The 23,619-nt window shown below is 57.9% G+C and carries 21 protein-coding genes and 1 tRNA gene; 11 read left to right on the top strand and 11 right to left on the bottom strand.

Translation table 11 applies throughout. From position 1 onward, the window contains the following. Positions 1-6 precede the first annotated feature (6 nt). Positions 7-1,386, bottom strand: a complete 1,380-nt coding sequence (locus QP868_RS01375) for an NAD-dependent succinate-semialdehyde dehydrogenase (protein WP_284924746.1) — start codon at positions 1,384-1,386, stop codon at positions 7-9. A 169-nt stretch (positions 1,387-1,555) separates the two neighbouring features. Here QP868_RS01375 and QP868_RS01370 point away from each other — a divergent pair, with 169 nt between their 5' ends. Together QP868_RS01370 and QP868_RS01365 are read left to right on the top strand one after the other, a co-directional pair. After that, on the top strand, positions 1,556-1,906 hold the full coding sequence (locus tag QP868_RS01370; RefSeq protein ID WP_284924745.1) for a nuclear transport factor 2 family protein: 351 nt from the start codon (positions 1,556-1,558) through the stop codon (positions 1,904-1,906). Positions 1,907-1,948: 42 nt separating this feature from the next. Then, complete coding sequence (locus QP868_RS01365; protein ID WP_284924744.1) at positions 1,949-2,809, top strand: hypothetical protein; 861 nt, start codon at positions 1,949-1,951, stop codon at positions 2,807-2,809. Between the two features lie 39 nt (positions 2,810-2,848). Here QP868_RS01365 and QP868_RS01360 read toward each other — a convergent pair whose 3' ends face one another. The 3 genes from QP868_RS01360 to QP868_RS01350 are packed head-to-tail and all read right to left on the bottom strand — an operon-like array spanning position 2,849 to position 6,219. Beyond that, on the bottom strand, positions 2,849-4,477 hold the full coding sequence (locus tag QP868_RS01360) for a long-chain-fatty-acid--CoA ligase (protein WP_284924743.1): 1,629 nt from the start codon (positions 4,475-4,477) through the stop codon (positions 2,849-2,851). Further along, positions 4,470-5,240, bottom strand: coding sequence for an enoyl-CoA hydratase (locus QP868_RS01355; protein WP_284924741.1), 771 nt, complete (start codon positions 5,238-5,240; stop codon positions 4,470-4,472). Before QP868_RS01355 ends, QP868_RS01360 begins: the two co-directional genes overlap by 8 nt. Positions 5,241-5,256: 16 nt before the next feature. Continuing rightward, positions 5,257-6,219 (bottom strand): NADPH:quinone oxidoreductase family protein, encoded by a 963-nt coding sequence (locus tag QP868_RS01350; protein ID WP_284924740.1) that lies wholly within the window; start codon positions 6,217-6,219, stop codon positions 5,257-5,259. Positions 6,220-6,393: 174 nt separating this feature from the next. Between QP868_RS01350 and QP868_RS01345 the strand changes: the two genes are divergently transcribed. Beyond that, complete coding sequence (locus tag QP868_RS01345; protein WP_284924739.1) at positions 6,394-7,803, top strand: SLC13 family permease; 1,410 nt, start codon at positions 6,394-6,396, stop codon at positions 7,801-7,803. On the opposite strand, the gene QP868_RS01340 is transcribed toward QP868_RS01345, so the two are convergent. Both QP868_RS01340 and QP868_RS01335 read right to left on the bottom strand, forming a co-directional pair. Then, entirely contained in the window at positions 7,787-8,386 is a 600-nt protein-coding gene (locus tag QP868_RS01340) for a GNAT family N-acetyltransferase (protein ID WP_284924738.1), read from the bottom strand. The two genes, QP868_RS01345 and QP868_RS01340, sit on opposite strands and share 17 nt — an antisense overlap. Beyond that, complete coding sequence (locus QP868_RS01335) at positions 8,379-9,344, bottom strand: ornithine cyclodeaminase family protein (protein WP_284924737.1); 966 nt, start codon at positions 9,342-9,344, stop codon at positions 8,379-8,381. The genes QP868_RS01340 and QP868_RS01335 overlap by 8 nt, the downstream gene beginning before the upstream one ends. Before the next feature lie 34 nt (positions 9,345-9,378). Here QP868_RS01335 and QP868_RS01330 point away from each other — a divergent pair, with 34 nt between their 5' ends. Together QP868_RS01330 and QP868_RS01325 are read left to right on the top strand one after the other, a co-directional pair. Then, complete coding sequence (locus tag QP868_RS01330) at positions 9,379-9,678, top strand: GNAT family N-acetyltransferase (protein WP_284924736.1); 300 nt, start codon at positions 9,379-9,381, stop codon at positions 9,676-9,678. 68 nt (positions 9,679-9,746) lie between these two features. Continuing rightward, the gene (locus QP868_RS01325; RefSeq protein ID WP_284924735.1) at positions 9,747-11,204 is read left to right on the top strand and encodes an NAD-dependent succinate-semialdehyde dehydrogenase; all 1,458 of its coding nucleotides are present in this window, start codon (positions 9,747-9,749) and stop codon (positions 11,202-11,204) included. Between the two features lie 80 nt (positions 11,205-11,284). On the opposite strand, the gene QP868_RS01320 is transcribed toward QP868_RS01325, so the two are convergent. From QP868_RS01320 to galU, 4 genes are all read right to left on the bottom strand, one after another. Continuing rightward, positions 11,285-12,772, bottom strand: a complete 1,488-nt coding sequence (locus tag QP868_RS01320) for a hypothetical protein (RefSeq protein ID WP_284924733.1) — start codon at positions 12,770-12,772, stop codon at positions 11,285-11,287. Between the two features lie 68 nt (positions 12,773-12,840). Next, positions 12,841-13,452: a GNAT family N-acetyltransferase gene (locus QP868_RS01315; protein WP_284924732.1), complete on the bottom strand. Its 612-nt coding sequence runs from the start codon at positions 13,450-13,452 to the stop codon at positions 12,841-12,843. Between the two features lie 2 nt (positions 13,453-13,454). Then, entirely contained in the window at positions 13,455-14,030 is a 576-nt protein-coding gene (locus tag QP868_RS01310; protein ID WP_284924731.1) for a hypothetical protein, read from the bottom strand. After that, positions 14,027-14,923: a UTP--glucose-1-phosphate uridylyltransferase GalU gene (galU, locus tag QP868_RS01305; RefSeq protein WP_284924729.1), complete on the bottom strand. Its 897-nt coding sequence runs from the start codon at positions 14,921-14,923 to the stop codon at positions 14,027-14,029. The genes QP868_RS01310 and galU overlap by 4 nt, the downstream gene beginning before the upstream one ends. 22 nt (positions 14,924-14,945) lie before the next feature. On the opposite strand from galU, the gene QP868_RS01300 reads away from it, so the two are divergent. From QP868_RS01300 to mscL, 4 genes are all read left to right on the top strand, one after another. Beyond that, entirely contained in the window at positions 14,946-15,575 is a 630-nt protein-coding gene (locus tag QP868_RS01300; RefSeq protein ID WP_284924728.1) for a 5-formyltetrahydrofolate cyclo-ligase, read from the top strand. A gap of 111 nt (positions 15,576-15,686) precedes the next feature. Next, the gene (locus QP868_RS01295; RefSeq protein WP_284924727.1) at positions 15,687-16,022 is read left to right on the top strand and encodes an FmdB family zinc ribbon protein; all 336 of its coding nucleotides are present in this window, start codon (positions 15,687-15,689) and stop codon (positions 16,020-16,022) included. Positions 16,023-16,149: 127 nt separating this feature from the next. After that, positions 16,150-16,806: an SAF domain-containing protein gene (locus QP868_RS01290; RefSeq protein WP_284924725.1), complete on the top strand. Its 657-nt coding sequence runs from the start codon at positions 16,150-16,152 to the stop codon at positions 16,804-16,806. A gap of 135 nt (positions 16,807-16,941) precedes the next feature. Then, a complete protein-coding gene (gene mscL / locus QP868_RS01285) occupies positions 16,942-17,418 on the top strand; it encodes a large conductance mechanosensitive channel protein MscL (RefSeq protein ID WP_284924724.1) in 477 nt (158 codons plus the stop codon). 245 nt (positions 17,419-17,663) lie between these two features. Here the strand turns inward: mscL and QP868_RS01280 are convergent, their stop codons facing one another. Beyond that, positions 17,664-22,049, bottom strand: a complete 4,386-nt coding sequence (locus QP868_RS01280) for a DUF4011 domain-containing protein (RefSeq protein WP_284924723.1) — start codon at positions 22,047-22,049, stop codon at positions 17,664-17,666. Between the two features lie 140 nt (positions 22,050-22,189). Here QP868_RS01280 and QP868_RS01275 point away from each other — a divergent pair, with 140 nt between their 5' ends. After that, positions 22,190-23,332, top strand: a complete 1,143-nt coding sequence (locus QP868_RS01275) for a thiolase family protein (protein WP_284924721.1) — start codon at positions 22,190-22,192, stop codon at positions 23,330-23,332. A 133-nt stretch (positions 23,333-23,465) separates the two neighbouring features. Further along, a tRNA-Arg gene (locus QP868_RS01270) sits at positions 23,466-23,538 on the top strand. Positions 23,539-23,619: the final 81 nt, after the last annotated feature.

Raw genomic sequence — 23,619 nt, 5'->3', positions numbered from 1 at the left:
TGTGTCTTATGCGTTCTTCTTAAAGAAGAGTTGCTTGTTTGCGAATTCGTCCATGGCAAGTGGGCCCAGTTCACGGCCAATGCCAGAACGCTTTACACCACCGAACGGCAGGTATTCGCGTGATTCTTCAGGAGTGTTGATGAACACCATTCCGGAGTCGATCTGCGATCCCACCTTTTCCGCGCGTGCGGAGTCCGAGGAGAAAACAGCTGACCCCAGGCCAAAAGGAGTGTCGTTGGCAAGTTCGATGGCTTCTTCTTCGCTTGAAACCTTAAACACCATGAACGCCGGGCCAAAGAGTTCTTCGTAGTACCCGCGGCTCCCCTTCTTCACGTCGGTGAGGACAACCGGGCGAACCCACGCACCTGGACCGTCGTAGTCTTCGCCACCTGCCAAGAGGGTTGCCCCTTCAGCTACGGTCGCCTTGACCTGTTCGGTAAAGCGTTCCTTTGCCCCAGTCGACGACAGCGGAGCGAGCGTGCCCGGGTCTTCCCACGGGTTGTCCACAGCGATGTTTTTGGCTGCCTGCGTAATGGACGACACGAAGTCGTCGTAGATGTCTTCCATGACGATCATGCGCTTAGGCGAGTTGCACGCCTGCCCCATGTTGCCCATACGGGTGTTGAACAGGAGGTCTGCGGTCTTGGCAACGTCTGGGGTGTCCAGCACCACGTATGGGTCAGATCCACCCAGTTCCAGAACGACCTTCTTGAGGTTCTTCCCTGCTTCAGCTGCCACAGCTTTTCCGGCGCGTTCTGAACCGGTAAGAGAAACACCCTGGTTACGCGGGTCGGGCAAAATGACGTCCGCAACCTGTTCGTTAGTTGCGTAGATGTTGATGTACGCGTCTGCAGGAAGGCCTGCTTCCTGGAAGATCTGCTCCATAACTTCTGCTGACCATGGGCACTGTGGAGCGTGCTTGAGCAGGATCGTGTTCCCCAGAGCCAGGTTAGGTGCTGCGAAACGCGCCACCTGATAGTACGGGAAGTTCCACGGCATAATGCCCAGAATCGACCCGGTTGGTTTGCGCAGCAAGTACGCGTCCCCGTCGTTGGCGCCACGCAGTTTTTCTTCTTCAATGAACGCTTTGGCGTTGTCTGCGTAGTATTCGTAGATCCGAGCCGAAATCTCGACTTCACCCTGACCGGCAGGAATGACCTTACCCATCTCAGTCTGGATGATCTTCGCAAGCTCTTCCGACCGTTCGCGGTAGATGGCAGCGACCTTGCGCAAAACTTCTACACGCTGTTCTACCGGGGTGGTCTTCCAGCTCGCGTACTCCTTGTGGCTACGTTCCAGGGCATCTTTGATCTGGTCATCAGTAGCGGTGGGGTACTCTTTGACGGTTTCGCCATTTGCCGGATTTACAACTTTGTATTCAGACACGGTTTATCCCTTCTGTTGACGGACTCTGATGAGCCGGTTAGTTACACGTTATCAACGTTCAAGAGGTGTTAAACCCCATTGCCACGTATTTCTCAATACGGACTCTGAACTCGAACGAAACCCTAGCCACTCCGTGTTTTCCAGCGGTTTTATGACTAGGGTGAAGAACATGGATATTCGACAGCTCGCACTCAACTACTACGAAACCGTGGACAAAGGTGACCCGGAAGCCACCTCGGACCTTTTTGCACAAGACGCCACCTACGACCGCCCCGGATACGACACGTTCAAAGGTGAAGAAATCCGGGAGTTCTACCGCAACTCTCGTGTGATCGAATCCGGTGCCCACACCGTTAACATGGTCGTGGTTGAGGGGTCTACCGCAGCCGTCCACGGCACTTTCGACGGGGTACTCAAAGACGGTAGCGAAGCCCATGAAAGGTTCGCCGACTTCATCCAGTTTGACGGCGACGGGCTCATCGCGGCACGCAGGTCATTCTTTTATCGCGCAGCAGTGTGAAACGTGCGTGACTTCGCCGGGTGAGCCTGGCAAACTTTGAACATGAGTACGACAAGCTCCGCCGTTTTGGCGCTCGCAGAAAACGAACTGGCCCACGCACAAGAAGTCGCAAACGTCACCATGCGTGAACTCCACGACGCGCACGAAGCCGCTGAAGCGTCACTGCTTTTGGACAACGTGTGGAACGTGGGCAAAGCGGGAACTACCCAACTGGAACCCGGATTGCTTGTGGCGTTTGCCCACTCTGGTAACTACGTGGGTGGTGCCTTTGACAACGACACAAACGAACTCATTGGTGTCACCGTCGGGTTCTTTGGGCGGCCACTTGGCAAGTCCATGCACTCACACATCGCAGGTGTGCGGCATGACCAGGTGGGGCGCGGAACCGGCGCTGCGATGAAGCTCCACCAGCGCCTGTGGTGCCTCAACCACGGGATCATGCAGATGACATGGACGTTCGACCCGCTGATCGCACGCAACGCGGCATTTAACTTCCGCAAACTGGGTGTCTACTTCGTTGACTACTACGAAGACTTCTACGGCCAGATGCGCGACGGTGTAAACGCAGGTCAGGCATCAGACCGCATGATGGTCAGCTGGAGTTTGGACCGTGCGCCTAAAGAAACGTCATCTAAACGTTTAGATGAAATCGATGACCTGGATATGAACTACGCGCTCCACGTCGGGGATTCCGGTGAGCCGGTGGAAAGCGACGTGCCTAGGTCCACCACGTACGCGGCGGTACAGATCCCTGCCGATGTTGAGACCCTGCGGGGCGCCGACGCAGAACTAGCTAGCCAGTGGCGTCACGCGTTGCGTCGCGGAATAGTCCAGCTCACCCAAGACGGGTGGGACCTGGCGGGTCTGCGCAAAGACAACACGTACATCTTCACCCACGACTGAGCCAGTCCCACCCGTCCTAGCGGTCAAGCAGCTGGAACGTTATCCGTTCCACTGCTCCCGCAGAAGCTTCTTGTCCAGCTTTCCGACCGAGGTGCGTGGCAGTTCGTCTGTAATGATCACCTTGTCTGGGAGCTGCCATTTGGCAAACCGTTCACTCAAAGTGGCGTAGACGTCGTCTTCTGTCACGGTGTTACCTGGGCGTGGCACCACGTACGCTACTGGGCGCTCTTGGTACTTGGGGTCCGGCACACCAATCACTGCGGCTTCCAGGATCTTTGCGTTGTCCAGAATGGAGTTTTCCATGTCGATTGACGAAATCCATTCGCCTCCAGACTTGATGACGTCCTTGAGGCGGTCAGTCAGACGCAAGTGTCCTGTTGGCTCAATGACGCCAACGTCACCCGAACGCCACCATCCGTCCATGAAGCGGTCGGAGTTGTCGTCAAGCTTGTAGTAGCTTTCGGTAATCCACGGTCCGCGTAGCAGAAGTTCACCTGCGGACTTGCCGTCACGTGGTAGCTCTTTGCCTGTGGGGTCCACGATCTTCATTTCGACGAGCAAACTTGGGAGACCCTGCGAGCGCTTGAGGTCACACTCTTCGTCTTCAGTGAGCGTTGACCCTGGCTTGGTACGCACGTTGGCGGTGACCAGTGGTGTGGTTTCAGATGCTCCGTAGGCGTGGATGACATTAGCTCCTGCGACTTCTTTGAAGCCCTTAATGAGAGCCAGAGCAGGTGCTGTTGAACCCGAAACCAGGCGCAGACGCGACAGGTCTGGCACGTTGTCCAAAGTCTTCAGGTAGTCGAGCACTGGAGCAAAGATAGCTGGTGCCCCGTTGGCCAGTGTCACTTCTTCTGTCACGAGCGCTGGCGCAACTTCTGCGATGTCGTTCGCACTGAACTTGCCGGGCAGAACCATCTTGGCTCCCACTGCAACACCCGCCTGTGGGAAGCCCCACGACATCACGTGGAACATAGGTGTCCAGGGCATGACAGTGTCTGCTTCTGTCACTGACAGGATCTGGCACAGGTTCAGAGCGTGGAGCACTACGGAGCGGTGGGAGTAGAAGATTCCCTTGGGACGCCCAGTGGTTCCGGTGGTGTATCCGGCAAATGCGGCGGTGTTTTCTTCGACGAACTCAAAGTCGTACTCTTCGCTGGCTTCTGCCATGAGGTCTTCAAAGAAGACAACGTTGTCAAGCGTTGTGGAGATCTCCGAGGACGGCTTGTCCGTCATGACGATCCACTTCTTGACGTACACCTTGGGTGCCAGCTGCTCAGCGATTGGCAGAAGTGATTCGTCAACAAAAACGGTTTCGGTACCTGAGTGGGACACCACGTACTCGAGGTCGTGGGTGGCCAACCGCAGGTTCAGCTGTACCAGGGTGGCTGCCACTGCCGGAATACCAAAGTACAGCTCCAGGCACCTCAGCGAGTTCCAATCGAGCACACCAACGGCGCTACCTGGGCCAATGCCCAAGTCACCCAGAACGTTGGCAAGTTTCTTAACGCGGCGTCCCAGTTCAGCGTAGTTGCTGCGCTTCCATTCGCCGTCAATTGTGCGGTGCACAATTTCGCGCTCTGGGAACACAGCTACTGAACGTGTCAGGAACGTGGTGAGGTTGAGCGGGAAGTTGTCTCCCTGGGTTGAAGCGCGTCCTTTAAGCACGGTTCACTCCTTTGAATACTGCGGGTCGTTTCTCCAAGAATGCGGCTACGCCTTCTGCATAGTCTTCTGTTGTCCGAAGTGCATCTTGCCCTTCTGCCTCCCGGCCAAGAGCCGCATCAAGTTCAGTGAGTGTCGCGTCGTTGATGGCACGTTTGGTGCGCCCCAACGCCACGGTCGCGGAATTTGCGAAGGTGGCCGCAACTTCGCCGGCCCGGGTATCCAAAAGATCAGGGGCAACGACCTCGGACGCCAGCCCCCATTCAAACGCCGAGGTGGCAGGCAGTTTCTCTGCAGTGAGCGCCATCCGGAGGGCGCGGTGGCGGCCAGCGCTGGCCGCGACTAACGCGGTTGCCCCACCGTCGGGCATGAGTCCGATCCGAGTGAACGCGAGCATGAGGTATGACTTTTCGCTCATAAGAACGTAGTCAGCCATGAGGGCCAAGGAGCACCCGATCCCTGCAGCCGGACCGGACACCGCCGCAATCACAGGGACTTCGACGTTGCGGTAGGTCTGCATGAGACGGGTAATTTTTTCCATGCCCAGGCTGCCTTGGCCTGGGGACATGAGGCTCACGTCAGCTCCAGAACAGAACGCGCGCTCGTTACCTTTCACAATGACTGCGCGCACTTCTGGGTCCAGGTTGGCCAGGGCGTCTTCCAGTGCAAGGAAAGCCTCGAGGTGCAACGCGTTCATAGCGTCTGAACGGTTGAACTGAATCGTGAGAATACCGTCGGTGAGATCGGTGAGCACTCCTTGGCTCATAGCTCCTCCAATGAGTTTATGGGGTGAGTAGGATCTTGCCCATGACTGACCTGTTGTCCAGTTCAGCTAGGGCGGCGGATGCGTCTTCTAACGGGAAGGTCGCGTGGATACGCGGGTTAAGCTTTCCGGCTTTGACGTGAGGAAGCAAGGTCTGCCACTGTTCGTCGATGAGCCCCGGGTTGGGCACGGTTGCCGCACCCCAGCCCACACCGGCAACGGAAATGTTGTTCAAAAGCAGACGGTTGACTTTGACCTCTGGGATTCCACCAGCGGTGAAGCCCAAAACCAGAAGCGTTCCGTACGTGGCCAAGCAACGGAGTGAGTCAGTGAAGCGATCTCCACCCACGGGGTCTGCGACCAGGTCTACGCCACGGGGTTTGATTTCTTTTACGCGGTCTTTGAAACCATCGGCAAGAACCACGTGTTGTACGCCGAGCTCCTTCACGATGGCCGCTTTTTCTTCAGTGGATACCACCGCGATAACTTCGGCTTCCATCGCGAGCGCAACCTGCACCAAGGCGCTTCCCAAACCACCTGCTGCACCGTGGATAAGAACGCTCTGTCCGGCCTGAAGGTTGCCACGGTGACGCAGCGCGAAGTCAGCAGTCAGAACGTTCATGGGCATTCCGGCAGCAGCTTCAAAGCTCACTTCGTCAGGGAGTTTGACGGTGTGCGTTGCCGGGGCGACCGCGTATTGTGCCCATGCCCCTTTATCCGTGATGAACGCGACGCGGTCACCCACTTCGAAGTCGGCTCCCTTGCCAACTGCATGGACGGTTCCGGCGCCTTCAGAACCGATGATGAATGGGACTTGGTGTTTGGTTTGGTACATGCCGCGGGTTTGTAGAAGTTCCGGGAATGTCACACCGGCCGTGTGCACTTCAACAACGACGCAGCCAGCTGGTGGTTCTGGGATGTCGGCGTCGACAACTTTCAGGGCCTGTGGTCCTGTGAGTTCCGGTAGCTGAACGGCTTTCATGAGTCTCCTTTGACGTATTAGCACCAACGAGCTCATCTTAACGCTCGATCAGTATGGGAGTGAAAAAATGTGTGACCCGTATCATGGTGTGGTCAAAGGCCTCGTCAGCACAACAGATTTCAGCAGGGTGTGTACGATACTCAAGACTTTGTTAGACGAGAGGACAAAATTTCAATGGCTGAGATCTTTGCTCTACTCATCTTCGTTGCTCTCTTTGCGATCGGCGCCATTCGAGGTGTGCACATTGGCGTGCTGATGATTGCTGGAGCGGCAGGAACAGGAATCGTTCTCGCGGGGATGGAAGTAAAGGAAATCGTTGAAGGTTTCCCACTGAACATCATGATTCTGCTCGTCGGAGTCACGTATTTCTTTGCGATCGCACAAACTAACGGCACCATTGACGCCCTCATTGATAGAGCACTAACGAAGGTCGGAAACCGAGCCGCCTTGTTGCCACTTGTGTTCTTTCTTCTCACCATGGGAATTGCATCGATGGGTGCACCACTCGCGGGACTGGTCATGATGCCTGTAGCGATGCAAGTTGCTCGCAGGTACAAGATCGACTTTGCGCTGATGGGCTTGGCTGTGTGTTTTGCAATTGGCGCTGGTGGTTTTGCTCCTACAAGCCTTTACGGCATCGTCACCTACGGAACAGCGCACTCAGCAGGCATATCATTGCACCCGTTTGTTTTGTTTGGAATCGCTGTAGCCACTTACGTGATTATGCTGGCAGTCACTTACACCATGTTCGGGCGTTCGCTTATGCGCACGCAGACGTCAACTCAACGTTCGATTGGCGTACCGGACCTGGCAACTGCTCGCACACAGGGCAACCACCCGTTTGAGCGGGAAACGGCTCTCAACCGAGGGAAAGCGTCAATCGCGAGCGGTGATTTTCTTAGCGATGACGACGAAGCAATGTACAGCTCTGCAGACGCTGACAACGAGTCGGTCGCCGTCCAAAAACTCACCACGGTTCAGATCCTGACTGTCGTTATGATCGTCGCTTTGATCGGCGCTGTGATAGCACTCGCGGCTTTTGGTAAGGAGCCTGATATTGGAATTCTTTGCTTTGCGTTTGCTTCCGTATTGACGCTTATCGACCCTTCTACAGGAAAGAACTCAGTCAGCAAGATCGACTGGTCGACCGTCCTTCTCGTGGGCGGGATCATCACATTCGTGGGAGTTCTCGAGCACATGGGTGCGGTCGACCTTCTGGGAGAGGCCGCTAAATCGGCGGGATCGCCCATTGTTGCGGCTTTTGTTCTGTGCCTTGTGGGAGGTCTGGTCTCAGCTTTTGCTTCGACCACTGGGATCCTAGCCGCGCTTGTTCCTCTCGCGTTACCACTGATTGCAGATGGAAGCCTTCCAGGCTGGGCACTCATCGCTGCGCTCGGAATTTGCTCAGCAGTGGTCGATGTCAGTCCGTTTTCCACTTTGGGCGCCACAGTTGTCGCAACTGCCCCAGAAGAAGACAAACCCCGGTTGGTTCGAGTGCTCACTCGATTTGGGCTTTCAATGGTAGTGATTGGGCCAGTTGCATTGATCGGTTTGCTTGTCGTGCCAACTATGCTTGCAAGCTAGTTCGGTATGTCCAGCCCTCTTGACAGCACCACAAATTCCAGATCATCACGCAGGGGTGTGCCAAAGCGCTCATCGCCGTACGGGAACGGTTCAGTTTCCCAGTGGGCTCGTATCCTCTGCGCCTGTAGAACTCAATCAGTTCACTGCGCTGTCGAATCACGGTCATCTTGATACTGCGAACACCCCACTGGGAACGCACCCAGTTTTCTGCCCACGCCATCAACCGCGAACCCAGCCCGCTCCCCTGCTGATCTGGCGACACTGCAAACATACCCAAGTACGCCTCCCGCTTACTGATGCGCACCAACTGGACGGACGCGGCAAAAGTAGTTACCGCCTCGGGCGAGGAGGTGCTGGTCTCAGTCGCTCCGGGCACGTGGGCGGGGACCGCGAACACAACGGTGTCGTCCTGGGCGAGCACCTCAGCTGCCATCGCGGCGTCCAGCCGTTGACCAGCCAGCAAATCCGCCTCGGTGGTCCATCCGGCGCGGGAAGCCTCACCTCGGTAGGCGGACTCCACCAACGCGACCCACGGTTTGATCTCTTGGGCGGTCACCCGCACAGGCGTTAAAGCCTCAGCCACGCTCACCTTTGACCGCTTCGTAAATCGCAGCTGCGACCGCGATGTCTTCCCACGACATTCCGGCCGATTTGAACACCACCGGGGCGTCGCTAGCTACGGCACCTGCTTCCAGTGAGTGCGCCCATGTTCGGACATCTCCCCATGTCAGGTGCCCTTCATTGACTGCCTGGATGACGTCACCGCACTCCACTTTCGCCGTGGCCATGCTTTCCACCAGGACGGTCGCCCGGCCTAACAGTTCACCGGGAAGTTCACGCGCGTCCGGGGTGTGGGAGCCCATCGCTACAACGCAAGCGCTGTCATTGATGAGGGAAGCGTCAAAAAGAGGTTCGGACGCCGAGGTGGCAGTCACTACCAGCCCAGCCTCCTGGAGGGCCCCAGTCGCCTGCGAGGATTCCGCGACAATCTGGTCGACTTCGATGCCATGTGCGTGGGCGTCTTTGACAACCTGGTCACCACGGCCTGGGGTGCGCACGATCACGCTTGTGCGAGTGATGGGCAGATTCTGGTGGGCGGCGCGAATGTGTGGCACCGCCTGCACACCGTTGCCAAAAACCACCATGGACAGGCCTTCAGGGTTGCGTTCTTTAGCAAACGGGAGCACTCCGGCAAGAGAGACCGCGGGAGTGCGCAAGTTAGTGAGCGCTACCCCGTCAATGGTTGCGAGTGTACGGTGCGTAGTGCCGTCTAACAGCAGGCACGTTCCCTGGATAAGCGGTTCGCCACGTTCCGGGTTATCTGGTGTGGAGGTGAGTACTTTCACCCCCGCGTACGCACCCACCTGGGATGGCATGAAGAGGAACTCACCACCTCGGAGTTCACTGCGGGTTCGCACGCCATCAGTTTCGGGATCAAAGCCGTTAGCCAAGGTGCCTCGCAGGACCTCAACAGCCCCGGCAAAGTCCAAAGCGGCGTCTACTTCGTGAGAATCAATATGTAAAACTTCCTGACTCGCCATGCTCTCAGCATAACGAACGCATACAGTTGGCTGTATGGAGTTCAACGCAGACGACATCGCAATCGTCCACAACGAAAAAGACCGCCTCTACAGTGTGGAATATCAGGGTGCATCGATTGCATTTTGCGCATACACCGAAGATGCTGAAGCGCGCATCCGCGATTTCAACCACACCGTGACTCAGCCCGAGTACGGCGGGCTCGGGCTTGCAGGCAAGGTTGTCCGGCACGCTCTTGATGACTCGATCAGTGACGGATTCTTGATCCAAGCTGGGTGTTCCTACGTTGAGCACTTCATTGAGAAGAACCCCGAATACAAAGAGCATCTGGCTTAAAACCACACCTGTCTAAAACAGAACCCCTAGCTGAAACGAAAGCAACCGGCTAAAAGGAAAGGCACAACATGGACGTGCAGAGCATTATTGACAAGGTACCTACCGGCCTTTGGATCAACGGTCAGTGGCGTGATGCCAAAGGTGGCAACACGTTCGACGTGGAAAACCCCGCAACCGGTGACGTGATCGCACGCGTTGCTGACGGAACCCAAGAAGACGCTCTTGAAGCCATCAAGGTCGCCGGTGACGCCCAAAAAGAATGGGCAGCAACGGCTCCGCGCGAACGCTCTGAGATTTTGCGACGCGCTTTTGAAATTCTCATGGAACGTCAGGACGACATTGCCGCAGTGATGTGCTCTGAAATGGGTAAGTCACTCACTGAGTCCAAGGGCGAGGTTGCCTATGGCGCCGAATTTTTCCGCTGGTTTGCGGAAGAAGCTGTGCGTGTTGGTGGCGACTTCACGATGTCCACCGACGGCAAGACACGCCTCATGGTTTCCCGTGAACCAGTTGGACCGTGCGTGCTGGTCACGCCGTGGAACTTCCCGTTGGCGATGGGCACCCGCAAGATCGGACCAGCCATTGCCGCCGGGTGCACCATGGTGTTCAAACCCGCCAAGCTCACCCCGCTGACCTCACTCATGTTGGTACAAGCTCTGGAAGACGCGGGCCTTCCTGCAGGAGTGCTCAACGTTGTGACTTCAAAGTCAGCAAGCCGCGTTGTCACTCCGTGGATGGAATCCGGGATTGCTCGCAAAGTGTCCTTTACCGGATCAACCGGTGTGGGCATTGGGCTGCTGGAGCAGGCGGCACAAAACGTCATGAAGTCGTCCATGGAACTGGGTGGAAACGCTCCGTTTGTCGTGTGCGAAGACGCTGACCTGGACGCTGCCGTCGAAGGCGCCATGCTTGCGAAGATGCGCAACATTGGTGAAGCGTGCACGGCTGCCAACCGTTTCTACGTCCACGAGTCCCTAGCCCAAGACTTCGCTGCGAAGATGGTCGAGCGCATGGAAGCACTCAAGGTGGGCAACGGCATTGAAGAAGGTGTGGACATTGGGCCACTGGTCGAAGAATCCGCACGCGACAAGGTCGACAGCCTGGTCAGCGATGCTGTTGCCAAGGGCGCAAAGGTCGCAACGGGTGGGAAGAAGATCGACGGCCCGGGCTACTTCTACCAGCCCACCGTTTTGACCGATGTCCCCCGCGACGCTGACATCGCAGTCGAAGAGATCTTTGGCCCGGTAGCCCCGATCTTCACGTTCACCAGCGACGACGAAGCGATTGAGCAGGCCAACTCCACGGACTTTGGACTGGCTGGCTACATCTTCACACAGTCCCTGGACCGCGGTCTGCGCCTGTCTGAACAGTTGCAGGTTGGCATGGTGGGCTTGAACACCGGCCTGGTGTCGAACCCCGCAGCGCCGTTCGGAGGCGTCAAGCAGTCCGGCCTGGGCCGTGAAGGCTCCAACGTCGGAATCGACGAGTACCTCGAAGTGAAGTACGTAGCAACACCGCGAAGCTAAAGACGGTTCATACGCTTGGAGCTCGGATGCTTACAGTAAGCACCCGAGCTCCAGCCGTTTCTAGACGGTTACAGCAAGAATTATGCGCGGCGACGCGCCAGAACGTCGTCGACCACCGCGCGAGCGTTGTCGTTTGCCAGCTTCTTGTCTGAGCGGATCGCTGCCTTGCCGTGACGCAAAGCGGCCGAGTCCTTAGCCGCGTCTTCAAGCTCGGGGCGGGCGCCCACCTCGGCGGCAAACGCACGCGCCAGCTCTTCACGGTCAGATGGGGAGTCGCCGTAAGAGGTCTGCGCTGCCTCCACCTTGCCCGAGGTGGTTGCCGGCTCCGCGTGCGCCTTCGTGACGTACGTGGGGACCGGCATGTCCTTGGGGAACCAGCCTTTACCTTGGCTGAGTTCTTCGAACTTTTCACCCAAGTGAAGTTCCGGTGCCTCGGAGGCTTCTTTTACGCTGAGGCTCTGGTCTGTTGAGGACGGCGAGTTCTGCGCAACAGTGTGTTTCTCAGTCTGCTCGGAGTCACGTGTTGCGTCTTGCTTTGGCTCTGCAGGCTTTGGTTCAGTTGCTTTACTCTGCGCTGTGTCGCGTGCCTGGTCTTTGACGACTGGGATTTCGGACGTGATCGCCTCTGCCGCCGAGACTCGTGGTTTTACAGCACTTTCGCGCGCAACAGGCGTTGCTTTTTCCGCACGCACTTTCTGCGCACCGCGTGCTTTTTCAGCACTAACTTTGGCGCCAACTCGGGAAGCTTCAGCAGATGCCACAACCGAAGCAGGCTCGTTCACACTGTTCAGCGCAACCACCCCGGTGAGACACGCGAGCGAAGCGGCCAGGGTGAGCACCGGCGCGGCGAAGCTCAAAGGGCCAAAAATCGAAAACGCACCCGTAACCACGGCCACCACAAGCAGTCCCATGAATCCAAGGGCAAGTAGCCGCTTGAGCTTGTTCGTTTCGCGCTGACCTGGCGCGGAAACACCGGCCTGACGTGGGGCAGCCTCAGCCTTAACGACCGTGGGCTTCGTAGCTTTTGCTGGCGTGCCCTTCACAGGGGTTTTACCTCCAGCTGGTTTGCCCGGGGTCTTCGCCGAATGCAGCTTAGCTGCGTGAGACTGAGGCGTGTGAGGCTTTGAGCCGTGAGACTGCGGAGTTTGGGGCTTAGGTGTGTGTGCGGTCATGCGAATGTCCAATGGTCGGTGTGAAACAGCGACGGATTCCATCCCGGAGGCTGGGGCTAAGTACACGTGATCGTGGGCTTCTTCGTGAGCCAACTCTTCTGTGTCCAGCCCGCCAGCAAGTACGGTGAGTTCAGGCTCAGGCCTGCGCAAAGAAATACTCGGAGGCTGCGTCGCAAACGGGACGCCAGTTTCTGGAATGTCTGCGAGCTCACCGGTGAGTAGCGTGTGTGGCTGGGACGCTTGGCCATCGCAGTGTGTGCGCGAACCTGTTCGTAGGTCGCGAGCTGACGGCGGCACCGTGTCCGCGTCACCTGCTTTGGCCACTCCTTTAACCAGGGAAGGTAACGCGAACACAAGCACTCCGATGATGATGAGAATGACGATACTTGTGTCCACATTCTTACCTTATGAGCAATGTGATTCACTGCTGAGGACCACGCGCGGAGTGTTGCGAAAGCCTCCTGTTATTCGCGTGACTTACGTGGCTCAGTATTACGCCTGAACCGAGTCATGAGTCCTTCTGGCACCTCAGTTGAAAGCAACGCAAAAGTGCGGTGGTCGGCCCACTCCCCATTGATGTGCATGTACTCTTTTCGCACGCCTTCATCCCTGAATCCCAGCTTTTCGACCACCCGCAGGCTGGCCGCGTTTTCCGGTCGAATGTTGATTTCCATGCGGTGAAGTCCCAGCTCAAAAAAGCAGAAATCTGTTGCCAGGGCAACGGCCCGAGGTGTATATCCCCTGCCTGCTACCCGCGAGTCGATCCAGTACCCCAGGGACGCCGACCTCAGCGATCCCCAACTGATCCCACTGACGGTGAGCTGACCTCGGAAACGGCCGTCCACAATCAGGGCGTATGGAAGTAGTTCGCCCCGCTTGCCGGCGCTGTTCAGCAATTTGCGCAGACGTGAAAACGTGGGAATGCTCCCCTCCCAGCCCGGGGTGGTCGCTTCCCACGGTTCCAGCCACTGCGCGTTAACGGACCGGACCTCAACATACTCGCGCTTGTCTGTCCGCAGTAGCGGGCGCAAGGTCAGGTCTGCGTCGACCAGCCGAGACGGCCACCAATCCACCATGGCTAATCGCGAGAACGCTTGGGCATTCGAAGAATTGTGGCGGTGTCCGTGTCATTCTCGCTCACCGGCCCGTCTGCGCTTCCCGCCGCTGTCAAACGCGGTTTGGGTGGCTGAGGGTTGGGGTCCATGAGCTCGGCGTAGGCCGGCAGGATTTCAATAAGCGTTTCCGTTAACGCACCTGAATTCGCCGTCAACGTCATCACTAACGTGCGCCCCACCCAGCCGGCAACTATGTGTTCGAACAAAGCCCGAGTATGCCCCGACTCCATGAGCACATCACGCGCCAGGTTCACGACACCGGGAGTTCGGGAATCGAGTTCGAGTTCAATCGTGTGGCACACGGGGTCGATGGACCGTACCGGCAAATCGCCCAGGTAAATAAGAAGGTCCAGCGACGTTCTTGCCTTCGTCAGCACACCACTCATGTCTTGGGCGTTTTCAACCGGGTGTTCAATCGCGTTGAACTCATTCACTGAGCACACATATAGGGCGTGCTTGAGAGTCTGTGGCGAAACCACCGCAGGATCATACGCGATAACCGCGCTGAACTGCGGTGGTTCAAACTGGCCAGCTGTCACTTAAGACCCGCAACGTATTCGGTCAGCCACGCGTTGAGTTCCTCGCCGAGGTCGTCCCTGCGCCCAGCCAACGTCACCACCGCTTTGAGATAGCTGAGTTTGTCACCGGTGTCGTAGCGGTCACCGCTGAAGACCACGCCGTAAACCCCGTTCGAGTTGGGGTCCTCAGCCAGAGTCTTCAGAGCGTCAGTCAGCTGGATCTCATTTCCACGTCCGGGTGGAGTGTTACGCAAAACTTCGAACACCTCGGGCGCCAAAACATAACGGCCAATAACTGCCAGGTTTGACGGAGCCTCATCAACCGCAGGCTTCTCAACCAGGTCAGTGATCTTCACGGCGTTCTCAACGTCTGTGTCTTCTACGGCTGCGCATCCATAAAGGTTAATGCTGTCTGCGGGCACCTCCATGAGGGCAACAACTGAACCACCGGTTGCTTCCTGGACCGCCATCATCGTGGGCAGGATTGGGTTGTTCTCATCGATGAGGTCGTCGCCCAGAAGAACAGCGAACGGTTCGTCACCCACGTGCTGTTCACCCTTAAGCACTGCGTGCCCCAAGCCCAGCGGATCACCCTGGCGCACGTAGTGAATGTCTGCGAGTTCGGAAGCGTGCTGAACCGAGCGCAACTTCTTGTCGTCACCCTTTGCCTTCAGCGCTGCTTCCAAACCGTCAACCTTGTCGAAGTGGTCCTCCAACGGGCGCTTGTTACGCCCGGTCACCATGAGCACGTCGTGAATACCAGCGTTGACTGCTTCCTCAACCACGTACTGAATGGCCGGCTTATCGACCACCGGCAACATTTCTTTTGGAGTCGCCTTGGTTGCGGGCAGGAATCGGGTTCCCAAACCAGCAACGGGAATGACGGCTTTTTTAACAGACTTCGTGTTACTCATGTCCTCATTCTAAGGTGCTGGTATGGAAGGAACGGTGGCACACGCCCGTAAGAAAGAGTTGCGTCAGCGAATTAGGTCACGCCGGAGGACTTTATCCGCAGACCATCCAGCGCGTTCAGAGTTGAACGCTCAGGTCAGCGCGCTCATTGAGTCTGTTATGAGGAAAGGTGCGCACCTCAACATCTTGGCGTACGCGAGCATTGCGCATGAACCGTCCATTGACGATGCCCTTGACCAGGCGCGGACTAACGGGGCGCGCGTGTATCTCCCCGTGGTGACAGGGGCGGGCGAACCGTTGATGTTTGGAGAGGCGACGGTGCCGATGAAGGAACTCACCCCGGCGGGCACGTGGGGTATCCGCGAACCGCGCGCAACTGTGGGTGCAGAACAACTTGTCAGCGACCTCGGCCTTGCCTTGATTCCAGGACTGAGTTTCTCAACTGAAGGCGACCGCCTGGGCAACGGCGGCGGGTTCTACGACCGCACGTTTGGGCCGCAAGGTGTCGCGCCTCTGCTGCGCGAGCCCGGGCATCACCTGCCACTGAGCGTGGGGGTGTGTTTCGAAGCTGAGTACGGCGAGAAGTTTCCTGTGGCTGCGTGGGACTTGCGCGTTGATGCCGTTGTGACGGAAGAGGGGCTGCACACGGTATAGCTGGTGGCTTTAGCAGTTGGCGCTGGTGGTGGTTGGCGGCGCTGGCGGTTGGCGTGACACATTCGGCATCGCGCATGTGTGCATATAATTGGGCGGTCAGAAAGGTTGATAATGCCCACGTACTCCTATGCATGCCGCGAATGTGATCACGCATTCGATATCCACCAAAGCTTCAGCGACGACTCGCTGACCACCTGCCCAGAATGTGGCAAGGAATCCTTGCGCAAAGTCTTCGGCTCAGTGGGTGTGACGTTTAAGGGCTCAGGTTTCTACCGCACCGACTCGCGTAGTGGTGGGTCTGGTTCGGGCGGTGCTTCTGGGTCGTCCAGTGGCAGTGGCTCAAGCTCTGGTTCTGGTGCTAGTTCAACCGGGGGTTCGAGTTCTTCTGCAGCGTCGAGCTCGTCCAGCTCTTCCGGGTCTAGTTCCTCAGGGTCCTCGGCTTCCTAGGTCTAACTGGGACTTCCCGAGCTCAGCCGAGCTCTGCCACTTTCAACTGAACGACACAGGTGAACGAGTTTTCCACAGATTCACCAAGGCCCTTCCCGTAGACGCTTTGCGCTTTCACACTTGATGTATGAACACATGGTTGAAGCGCCTAACCGGCTCCACGGAAAAGAAAAGTCCAAACGCACCACCACGCCGGCTCACGCATACGCAACGTCGGCTTTTGGCAGCAGTGTGCGCAGGGCTCGCAACTGTCACGCTCGTTATAGTGCTCCTCCCCCGCTCCCACGGCGATCGCATCGTCGTAGCGCACACACGCATCGACCCTGGCACTGTCATCACCGCCCGCCTTGTCACAACCCGAGTCTTCCCTCCGCAACTGATACCTGAAAACGCGGTCAGCGACCCGGAGCAGGTAATCGGAACGACCTCGGCGTCTTCCCTTGATGCCGGCACGCCCGTAACCACAACGGCGCTACTGGAATCCGCGCCTGAACATATCCCACCAGGGCACGTACGGGTGCCCATCAGCGTGAGCGACCCGGCAACCACCTCGGTACTGCGGCCCGGCCACCGCATTCAGGTGTATTCTGCGACATCTGAAGAAGCGACCTCGCTGGTAGACGACGCGCTGGTCATTTCCGTCACTACCGCGAACGACCAGTTCACCGGCCAGACCAGTGTCGTCACAATCGCGGTCAGGCAGGAAGATGCGCCCAAGCTAGCGGGAAATGCTGGGTTGAGTTTTGGGTTACTCGGGGATAATGAGACGCAGGACACCTCATGATGTGTTTTTCGTAACTAAACGGGGCACGAGCAAGAAGTTGATCCTTTAACTTTGGTAAATTATGTGGTGCTCGGTTGAGCGCAAAATCCACTTCATTTTTCGGCACCAATCTGGCGTGCCCGTTGAAAGGCAGACATGTTCAAAGGTTTTAGAGATTTCATTCTGCGCGGAAACGTCATCGAATTGGCGACCGCCGTTATTATCGGTGGCGCGTTCACCGCAATCGTTACCGCTGTTTCGGACAAGATCATCAACCCGCTGATCGCTGCTGTCGGTTCGCCTGAAGTAGGTGGACTCGGATTCCGCATCCGCCCGGAGCGCGCCGAAACTTTCGTTGACTTTGGTGCCGTTATCACCGCAGCGATCAACTTCCTCATCATTGCGGCTGTTGTGTACTTCATCATCATCATGCCCATGAACCGCCTCAACGAATGGCGCAACCGCAACGCTGAAGAAGAAGACGTTCCTGCTACCAGCGAAGAACTGCTCACCGAAATTCGCGACCTCCTGGTTGCTCAGAACCAGAGCGCTGGCCTTCCAGGCGAAGCTCACGCAAACAGCGTTTCATCTGACGACGCTGACACCACCTTTGGTGAAGCTGGCAAGCACTAAGCTTTTCGCTCAATCAGTTTCTAGCAGGCGCTCCGCATTGATGTGCGGGGCGCTTGCTTTTTGTCTACCTACGCTCGGGCCGTGTAAACAACTGGTCGCCCCAGTGAGGTGGTTTTTCGTGCGACAAGCCGGAGTCGCCCGCCGCGGTCTCACCTGATCGGTTACCCAGCAAACGTCGGTACTTTTCTTTAGCCAGTTGTGCTCGTTTCCGACGCGCGGCTTCTGACGGTTCTTCCGAACTCCCCTTACGCGTCGCCACGCTTTTCGTCTCGCTCATCTTCACGAAGGCCTGCGTCGATCAAGTCCTCATCCCGCAGAACGCCCGTGTCATACGTGGGCATGATCGCGTCCTGGTCGAGCTCCTGCTCTTCACCACCTCGGCCGTTTTCAGAGCCTTCATGCGACTGCTCTTCAAACACAGCTTTCGCACGTGCCTGCGCTTCACGGTAACGGCGCACAGCCTTAGCGATGGTGTCGTTGAGATCAGTGTGCCCACGGTAAGCCAGCGCATTCTTCAACTGATGCTCAAGTTCGGTGTCGTCGCGGAACTGGTTGTCCGACTGAATCCATTCGAGCATCTGGTGAAGATCAGACTCAGAGTACGCGTGCAGGGGCAAGCCCGGAGTCACTTGAGGACGTGAGCCCCGGCGCCCAGTCACAACCGAGGCTGCCCGTGCGGCATCCAGCACCGACTGCGGTGAGTGCGCTTCAACCGATTCGCGCCACAAATCAAACATGCGTTGAGCAACCGCTTGCGGATTAACAAACGCATCCATCGACCACATGCGCGCACACGTCCAACCACGGCGCTCAAGCGAGTCACGGCGCAGACGCTCGCGTTCACGCACACTCGGGGTCGACGCGTAGGCGGAGCCGTCCGTTTCAATTGCCAATGCCATGCCCTGTTCCACGGTCTTACCCACCGGCACCGCAATGTCGATACCGTTGTAGTTCACAATGGGGTGAGCACCCAGCTTGCGCATACGTTCAGCAATGTCGACGACCAGCGGGTTTGGCGCACCAGTGCCTGCACCCGCGCCACGGGAACTTGCCGCACCAGCACCCTGTTCGCCACCTCGGGCAGCTTCACTGCGCGACGCCGCGACAACAGCGGTGATCAGTTCGAGCAAATACCGTGACCCATGCTTGAGGCGTGACCGTTCCAGATCAGTGGGACCGTAGCTAGACACCAGGGTCAGCTTTTGCCGAGCACGCGTAACAATCGCGGCCAAGAGCTTCTCGCTGTCTGGCTCTTCAAGCGAGCCAAAGTTGTACAAGACTCGGCCCTGGAGGGTTCGCCCATAACCCACAGAGAAAATCACCGCGTCGCGTGCAAAACCTTGCACACGCTCAACATCGGTGACAACAAAAGGTTCTTTTGTTGTGTCGGTGAAGAACGACGCCACGTATGGGTACTGGCGAATCGCCGTCTGCACCGCTGACGCGACACGTTGCGCATGCCACGGTGTCAAGGTGATCACCGCAAGGGACTGACGTGGTTTGGTACGTGCGTGACGCAACACCAGGTCCACCACGCGGGAAACTTCCTGGTCAGGGCTCTCCACCTGGCCTGTTACAGAGTCTGGCACGCCCGTTGCATCTGGGACGTATGCAAATTCAAGCCCCGTACCTTCGCTGGTACGTGCCGTAGGCAGGGACGAAATTGCCGACTCGTAGAAGTGCCCATTCACCAAGTCCAGCAACCCTTGTGGAGCTGCCCGGTGGTACGTGCGCAATCCTTTCAGTGGCAAGAATTCTGCCAGCTCCGTAAACACGCTTGCCGAAGACGACTGTGCTGGAGCCGCGTGCCGATTCACGCTCACGGAAAACGGTTTAGGCCCGGGAAGCCTCGGGTCACCTAGAGCCACAACTTGGCGGGCCCGCGCAATTGCGGGCAGTGCCTCAGGAACTGATAAACGCGCCGCGTCGGCAATGATGACCACGTCAAAAAACTCTTGCGCCGCAAACACGTTGGGCACTTCAAACGGGCTCATCATCCACACTGGTGCCAGCGCAGACAACACGCGTGGGGACTCAAGCGCAAGCTGTTGAATGTGCAGGTGAGGCGCGCGCAATGCGGTGCGCACACTTTCCGCTTCAGCTTTAAAACTTGCGATTGCGCGCCGCCACCCTGCGGCGTGGGCATACATGAGACGTTCCCCGCCGGCTTTCACGAACTCCCGGTCAGCGTCGCGGAACTCTCGCGCTAGGTCGTCCAGTGCGCGAGTGTCGTGACCACCGATCTGCGCGTCGGCGGCAGCCATTTGTTGCAGCACTGTGGCCCAGTAGGCAAGGTCGAATTCGGCTCCTACACCGGCGTGCCGGACCTTGCGTGCGCGCAAGTCGTCGAGCAGGTCGCCCAGTCCGGCTTCTCGTAGTTTGTCGTCCGCCGAGGTGCGTGCCGGCAAATCTGCCAGTGCAGCTCGATCTTCTCCCATTGCGCTCAAACGGGCTTGGAGTTCTTCGACCAGCATGCGTCCCAGGTCGCCACCGTCAGGGGTGTCGTCCATGATGGGGTCGAGTTGACGCAGTTTGAGTTCGAGTTCTTGGTACACGTCGAACGCTTCATCTGCTCCGTCAACGGCGTGCGGAGTTTTTGAGGTGTCGCGCGTGAGTCGGTACCACTGGTCGCGGAGTTCGCGGACGCCTTTGAGCTCTTCGTGCAGGTCAGCAACGGGGCCGCGGGTGAGTGCAGCGGCTTCCTTTTTCAGGCGGGCACGTTCAAACATGCCCTGGTCGATGTTGTGTTGCCTCCGGTACTGACCGGTTCCTGTTGCTGCGATGAGCTCTTCCAGGTTGGCGTCGAACACCTGTTCCGTGAATCGTTTGAGCATGCGTGACACGGCAACGATGGTTTCTAGGCACGCGCCCCATGCGTCGACGTTGCGGGCCGGGTTCATGCCGGCTGAACGCAAAACGGGTTCGGCTTGCTTTGTCAGTTCTGTGACTAGGCGGGCGGCTCGTTCGGCGGTTGCTCGGGCGGTTTCGGCGTCTTCGTCGTTGGCGAATCGGGCTCCGAACCACACGGTGTCTTCCACATCCATGGTGAAAGCGCCCAGGTCAGATAGCTTGAGCAGGTCTTCTCTGAGGGCGTCTCGCTCAACCGGGTCGAGTTTCATGACTCGGTCGTCGAACCGCACGTCTGTGAGCGGCCCCGGGTCTGAGGCCGTAAGTGCGGCGAGGTGTTCCAGGGTGGCAAAGACCGAGGTGCCCCACGGCTCCCGTTTTTGGTGCAGGGACGCTGTGTGCGCGCTCAGTCGCTCACGGGTGTCGGTGAGTTTGTTGAGCAGTTGATTCAGGTCTGGTTTGGCACTTCGTTCCGCGGAAATAATGAGTGACACGAGCTGCTTTTTTAGGTCGCTCATGCGTTCTCGTCCGTCAACGACGAAGTTCCGCACCCCGGCGTCGTCGAGCCGTTTAGCGTAGTCGTCGAGTGCGTCTGAGCTTTGCGCAACGTAGAGCACGCTCTTGCCCGCGTGGGCCAAGGAGGTTGCGAGCGCTGTTGCCACTTGAGTGGCGCCTGTCCCGGGTGGTGTGTCTACAACAAACGACTCCCCTGCTAGCGCAGCGTCGACAACGGCCTGTTGGTCACCGTCCACGTCCAGGGCCAGGAATTCTGACGACGGCGATCGGTCTGGTAGGCGTGGGGTCGTCTGCACGTCCAGCGAGGAGCGGAGTTCACGCCTTTTGCGCAACCGCTTCTGTTTTTTCTCCCCCGAGGTCTTAAGCGTTGTGCCCGCACCTTCGGACTTCTCAGAGTCTGCGTTGGCTCCCAGCGTGGGAAGGTTCTTCGTGTTGTCGTCAGAAACGCCTGCGGACAGTCCGGGCTTTTTCGCCGAGGTCGTCGCCACCTCGGCGGTTTCTTTCCCTTCTCCTGAGGCAGGCGCAGGGGCGGGGTCACTGGAACCACCTCGGGCCAGGGAGCGCCGAGCGTCAGCGTCGCCGGCCAGGGCGCGCACAACGGGGTGGTCCAGGGGGAGGTCATCGCGTCCGAACGGAGTGGTGATGTTTGCGAATGTCGACACCACGAGGCGTTGGGTGACGAGCAGGCCGGGTACCGACCGGGTTGCTGTCCGCAGTCGCTTGTACACGCCGGTGGGGTCGAACCCGTGCGACTCTTGCGTGGCGGCGATCCATTCGTCGGTATCAATGTGAACGCGGTGGTGTTTGCGCAGGTATTCCACCAGGGCCGGGTTGACCACTGTGTCGTTGGCCAGGGTGATTTCGAAGTCTTCGACGTTGGTGCCGCGAGGCACGAGCTCAACGTGGCGCAGCAGAATGGGCGCGGAGTAGTCGGTGCGAGTGCCGTCAATGTCGCGGGACCACTGAGCGAAACCGATCGCTAAGTGCGCAGTGTGAATTCCGCGTTCATAAGACAGCTGGTCCGCCTTGTGGCGAATCGATTTGACTCGGCGTCGGGCATCCGCAAGCTGTTCGGTGTTGCGGATGAGGCTGGACAAGCGTGTGGCACGCCCGGCAAGCAGTTGCGCTACACCAGAAGGATGGGCGCCGGAGAGGTCGAGTGAGCCCTCACGCGAGTCACGAAAGTTCAACATCGTGTCTCGGCCACCGATTTTTGTGGCACGTTCGTTCCACTCGGCGACTGCAGAGTTAATAGAGGAATTGCTCATAGACACATCGCAACACTATCTGTTTTCACGCTTCGCTTAGTGGTGCCACACCGCCTACTCCACACCTTGGACAACGTTTCATGAAAGTGTGACTTAGCACATAAGCTGGCCGGGATAGGTCCTACCGCACAAGGAGAAGAATGAACGACGCAGTTATTGTTGCCGCGCGCCGCACCCCCACCGGTAAACGCGAAGGAATGCTCAGTGGAATTCACCCGGCAGACCTTTCGGCTCTGGTGATTGAAGACATCGTTTCAACGACTGGCATTGACCCCAACCTGATTGACGACGTCGTGTGGGGTTGTGTCACGCAGGCCGGCGAGCAGACGGGCGACATCGCACGCACCGCAGCTCTTTCTGCTGGACTCCCTGAGTCCGTCACAGGTGTCACTGTTGACCGCCAGTGCGGTTCGTCCCAGCAGGCACTGCACTTCGCTGCTGCTGGTGTTGCGTCTGGACAGTATGACATCGCGATTGCTGGTGGTGTCGAGTCCATGTCGCGCAACCCCATGTTCTCGTCCTCAATGGGCAAGTCGCCATATGGCACCAAGTTCAAAGACCGCTACCCAGGTGATGACCCGAACCAGGGTATCGGCGCGGAAATGATTGCTGAAAAGTGGGGCTTCTCGCGCACTGAACTGGACGAGTTCGCTGTGCGCTCGCACGAACTCGCAGCAGCGGCCACTGACGCTGGCGCGTTTGAGTCTCAGATCATTCCGGTAGAGACGGAAAATGGCACGGTGTCCGTTGATGAGGGTATCCGCCGAGGTGGCAGTGTAGAGAAGCTTGCGAAGCTGCAGACTGTGTTTAAGGAAGACGGTGTTATTCACGCTGGTAACGCGTCGCAGATTTCTGACGGTTCCGCCGCGATGCTGGTGATGACATCACAGCGCGCTAAGGAACTGGGGCTCACCCCTCTGGTCCGCGTTCACACTGCCGTGCTGGCTGGGGACGACCCTGTCATGATGCTCACCGCTCCGATCCCAGCAACGGCGAAGGCACTGAAGAAGTCGGGCTTGTCGATTGACGACATTGGAACGTTTGAGATTAACGAAGCGTTCGCACCTGTTCCGCTTGCTTGGTTGAAGGAAACTGGCGCCAACCCTGAGCAGCTGAACCCGCACGGTGGAGCGATCGCACTGGGTCACCCGTTGGGTGGTTCGGGCGCTCGCCTGATGACGACCATGATTCACAACATGGTGAACAACAACATCAAGTACGGCCTGCAGTCGATGTGTGAAGGTGGTGGCCAGGCCAACGCAACGATCCTGGAACTGCTGTAAGCCTGGAAAAAACCAGTAGGCCAAACCGCGCAAAGTGAGTGGGACGGCGCAAAATCCGCGCCGTCCCACTCACTTTGAGCTACCGGCCCTTATACCTACATACAGCGACCTGGTAGTATTGCCTGGTCTAGTTGCCCCCGTAGCTCAGGGGATAGAGCACGGCTCTCCTAAAGCCGGTGTCGCGTGTTCGAATCACGCCGGGGGCGCACCTGTGATCAGTCGGGACATCGTTGACATTGTCAGTCGCGACATGGTTGACACTTTACGCCGCAGGGTTAGAGCAGTGT

This window comes from Brevibacterium sp. UMB1308A, assembly GCF_030230605.1.
Classification (GTDB): Bacteria; Actinomycetota; Actinomycetes; order Actinomycetales; family Brevibacteriaceae; genus Brevibacterium.
Note: the sequence above shows the minus strand (reverse complement) of the source record. Positions and strands in the feature narration are given on the sequence as shown.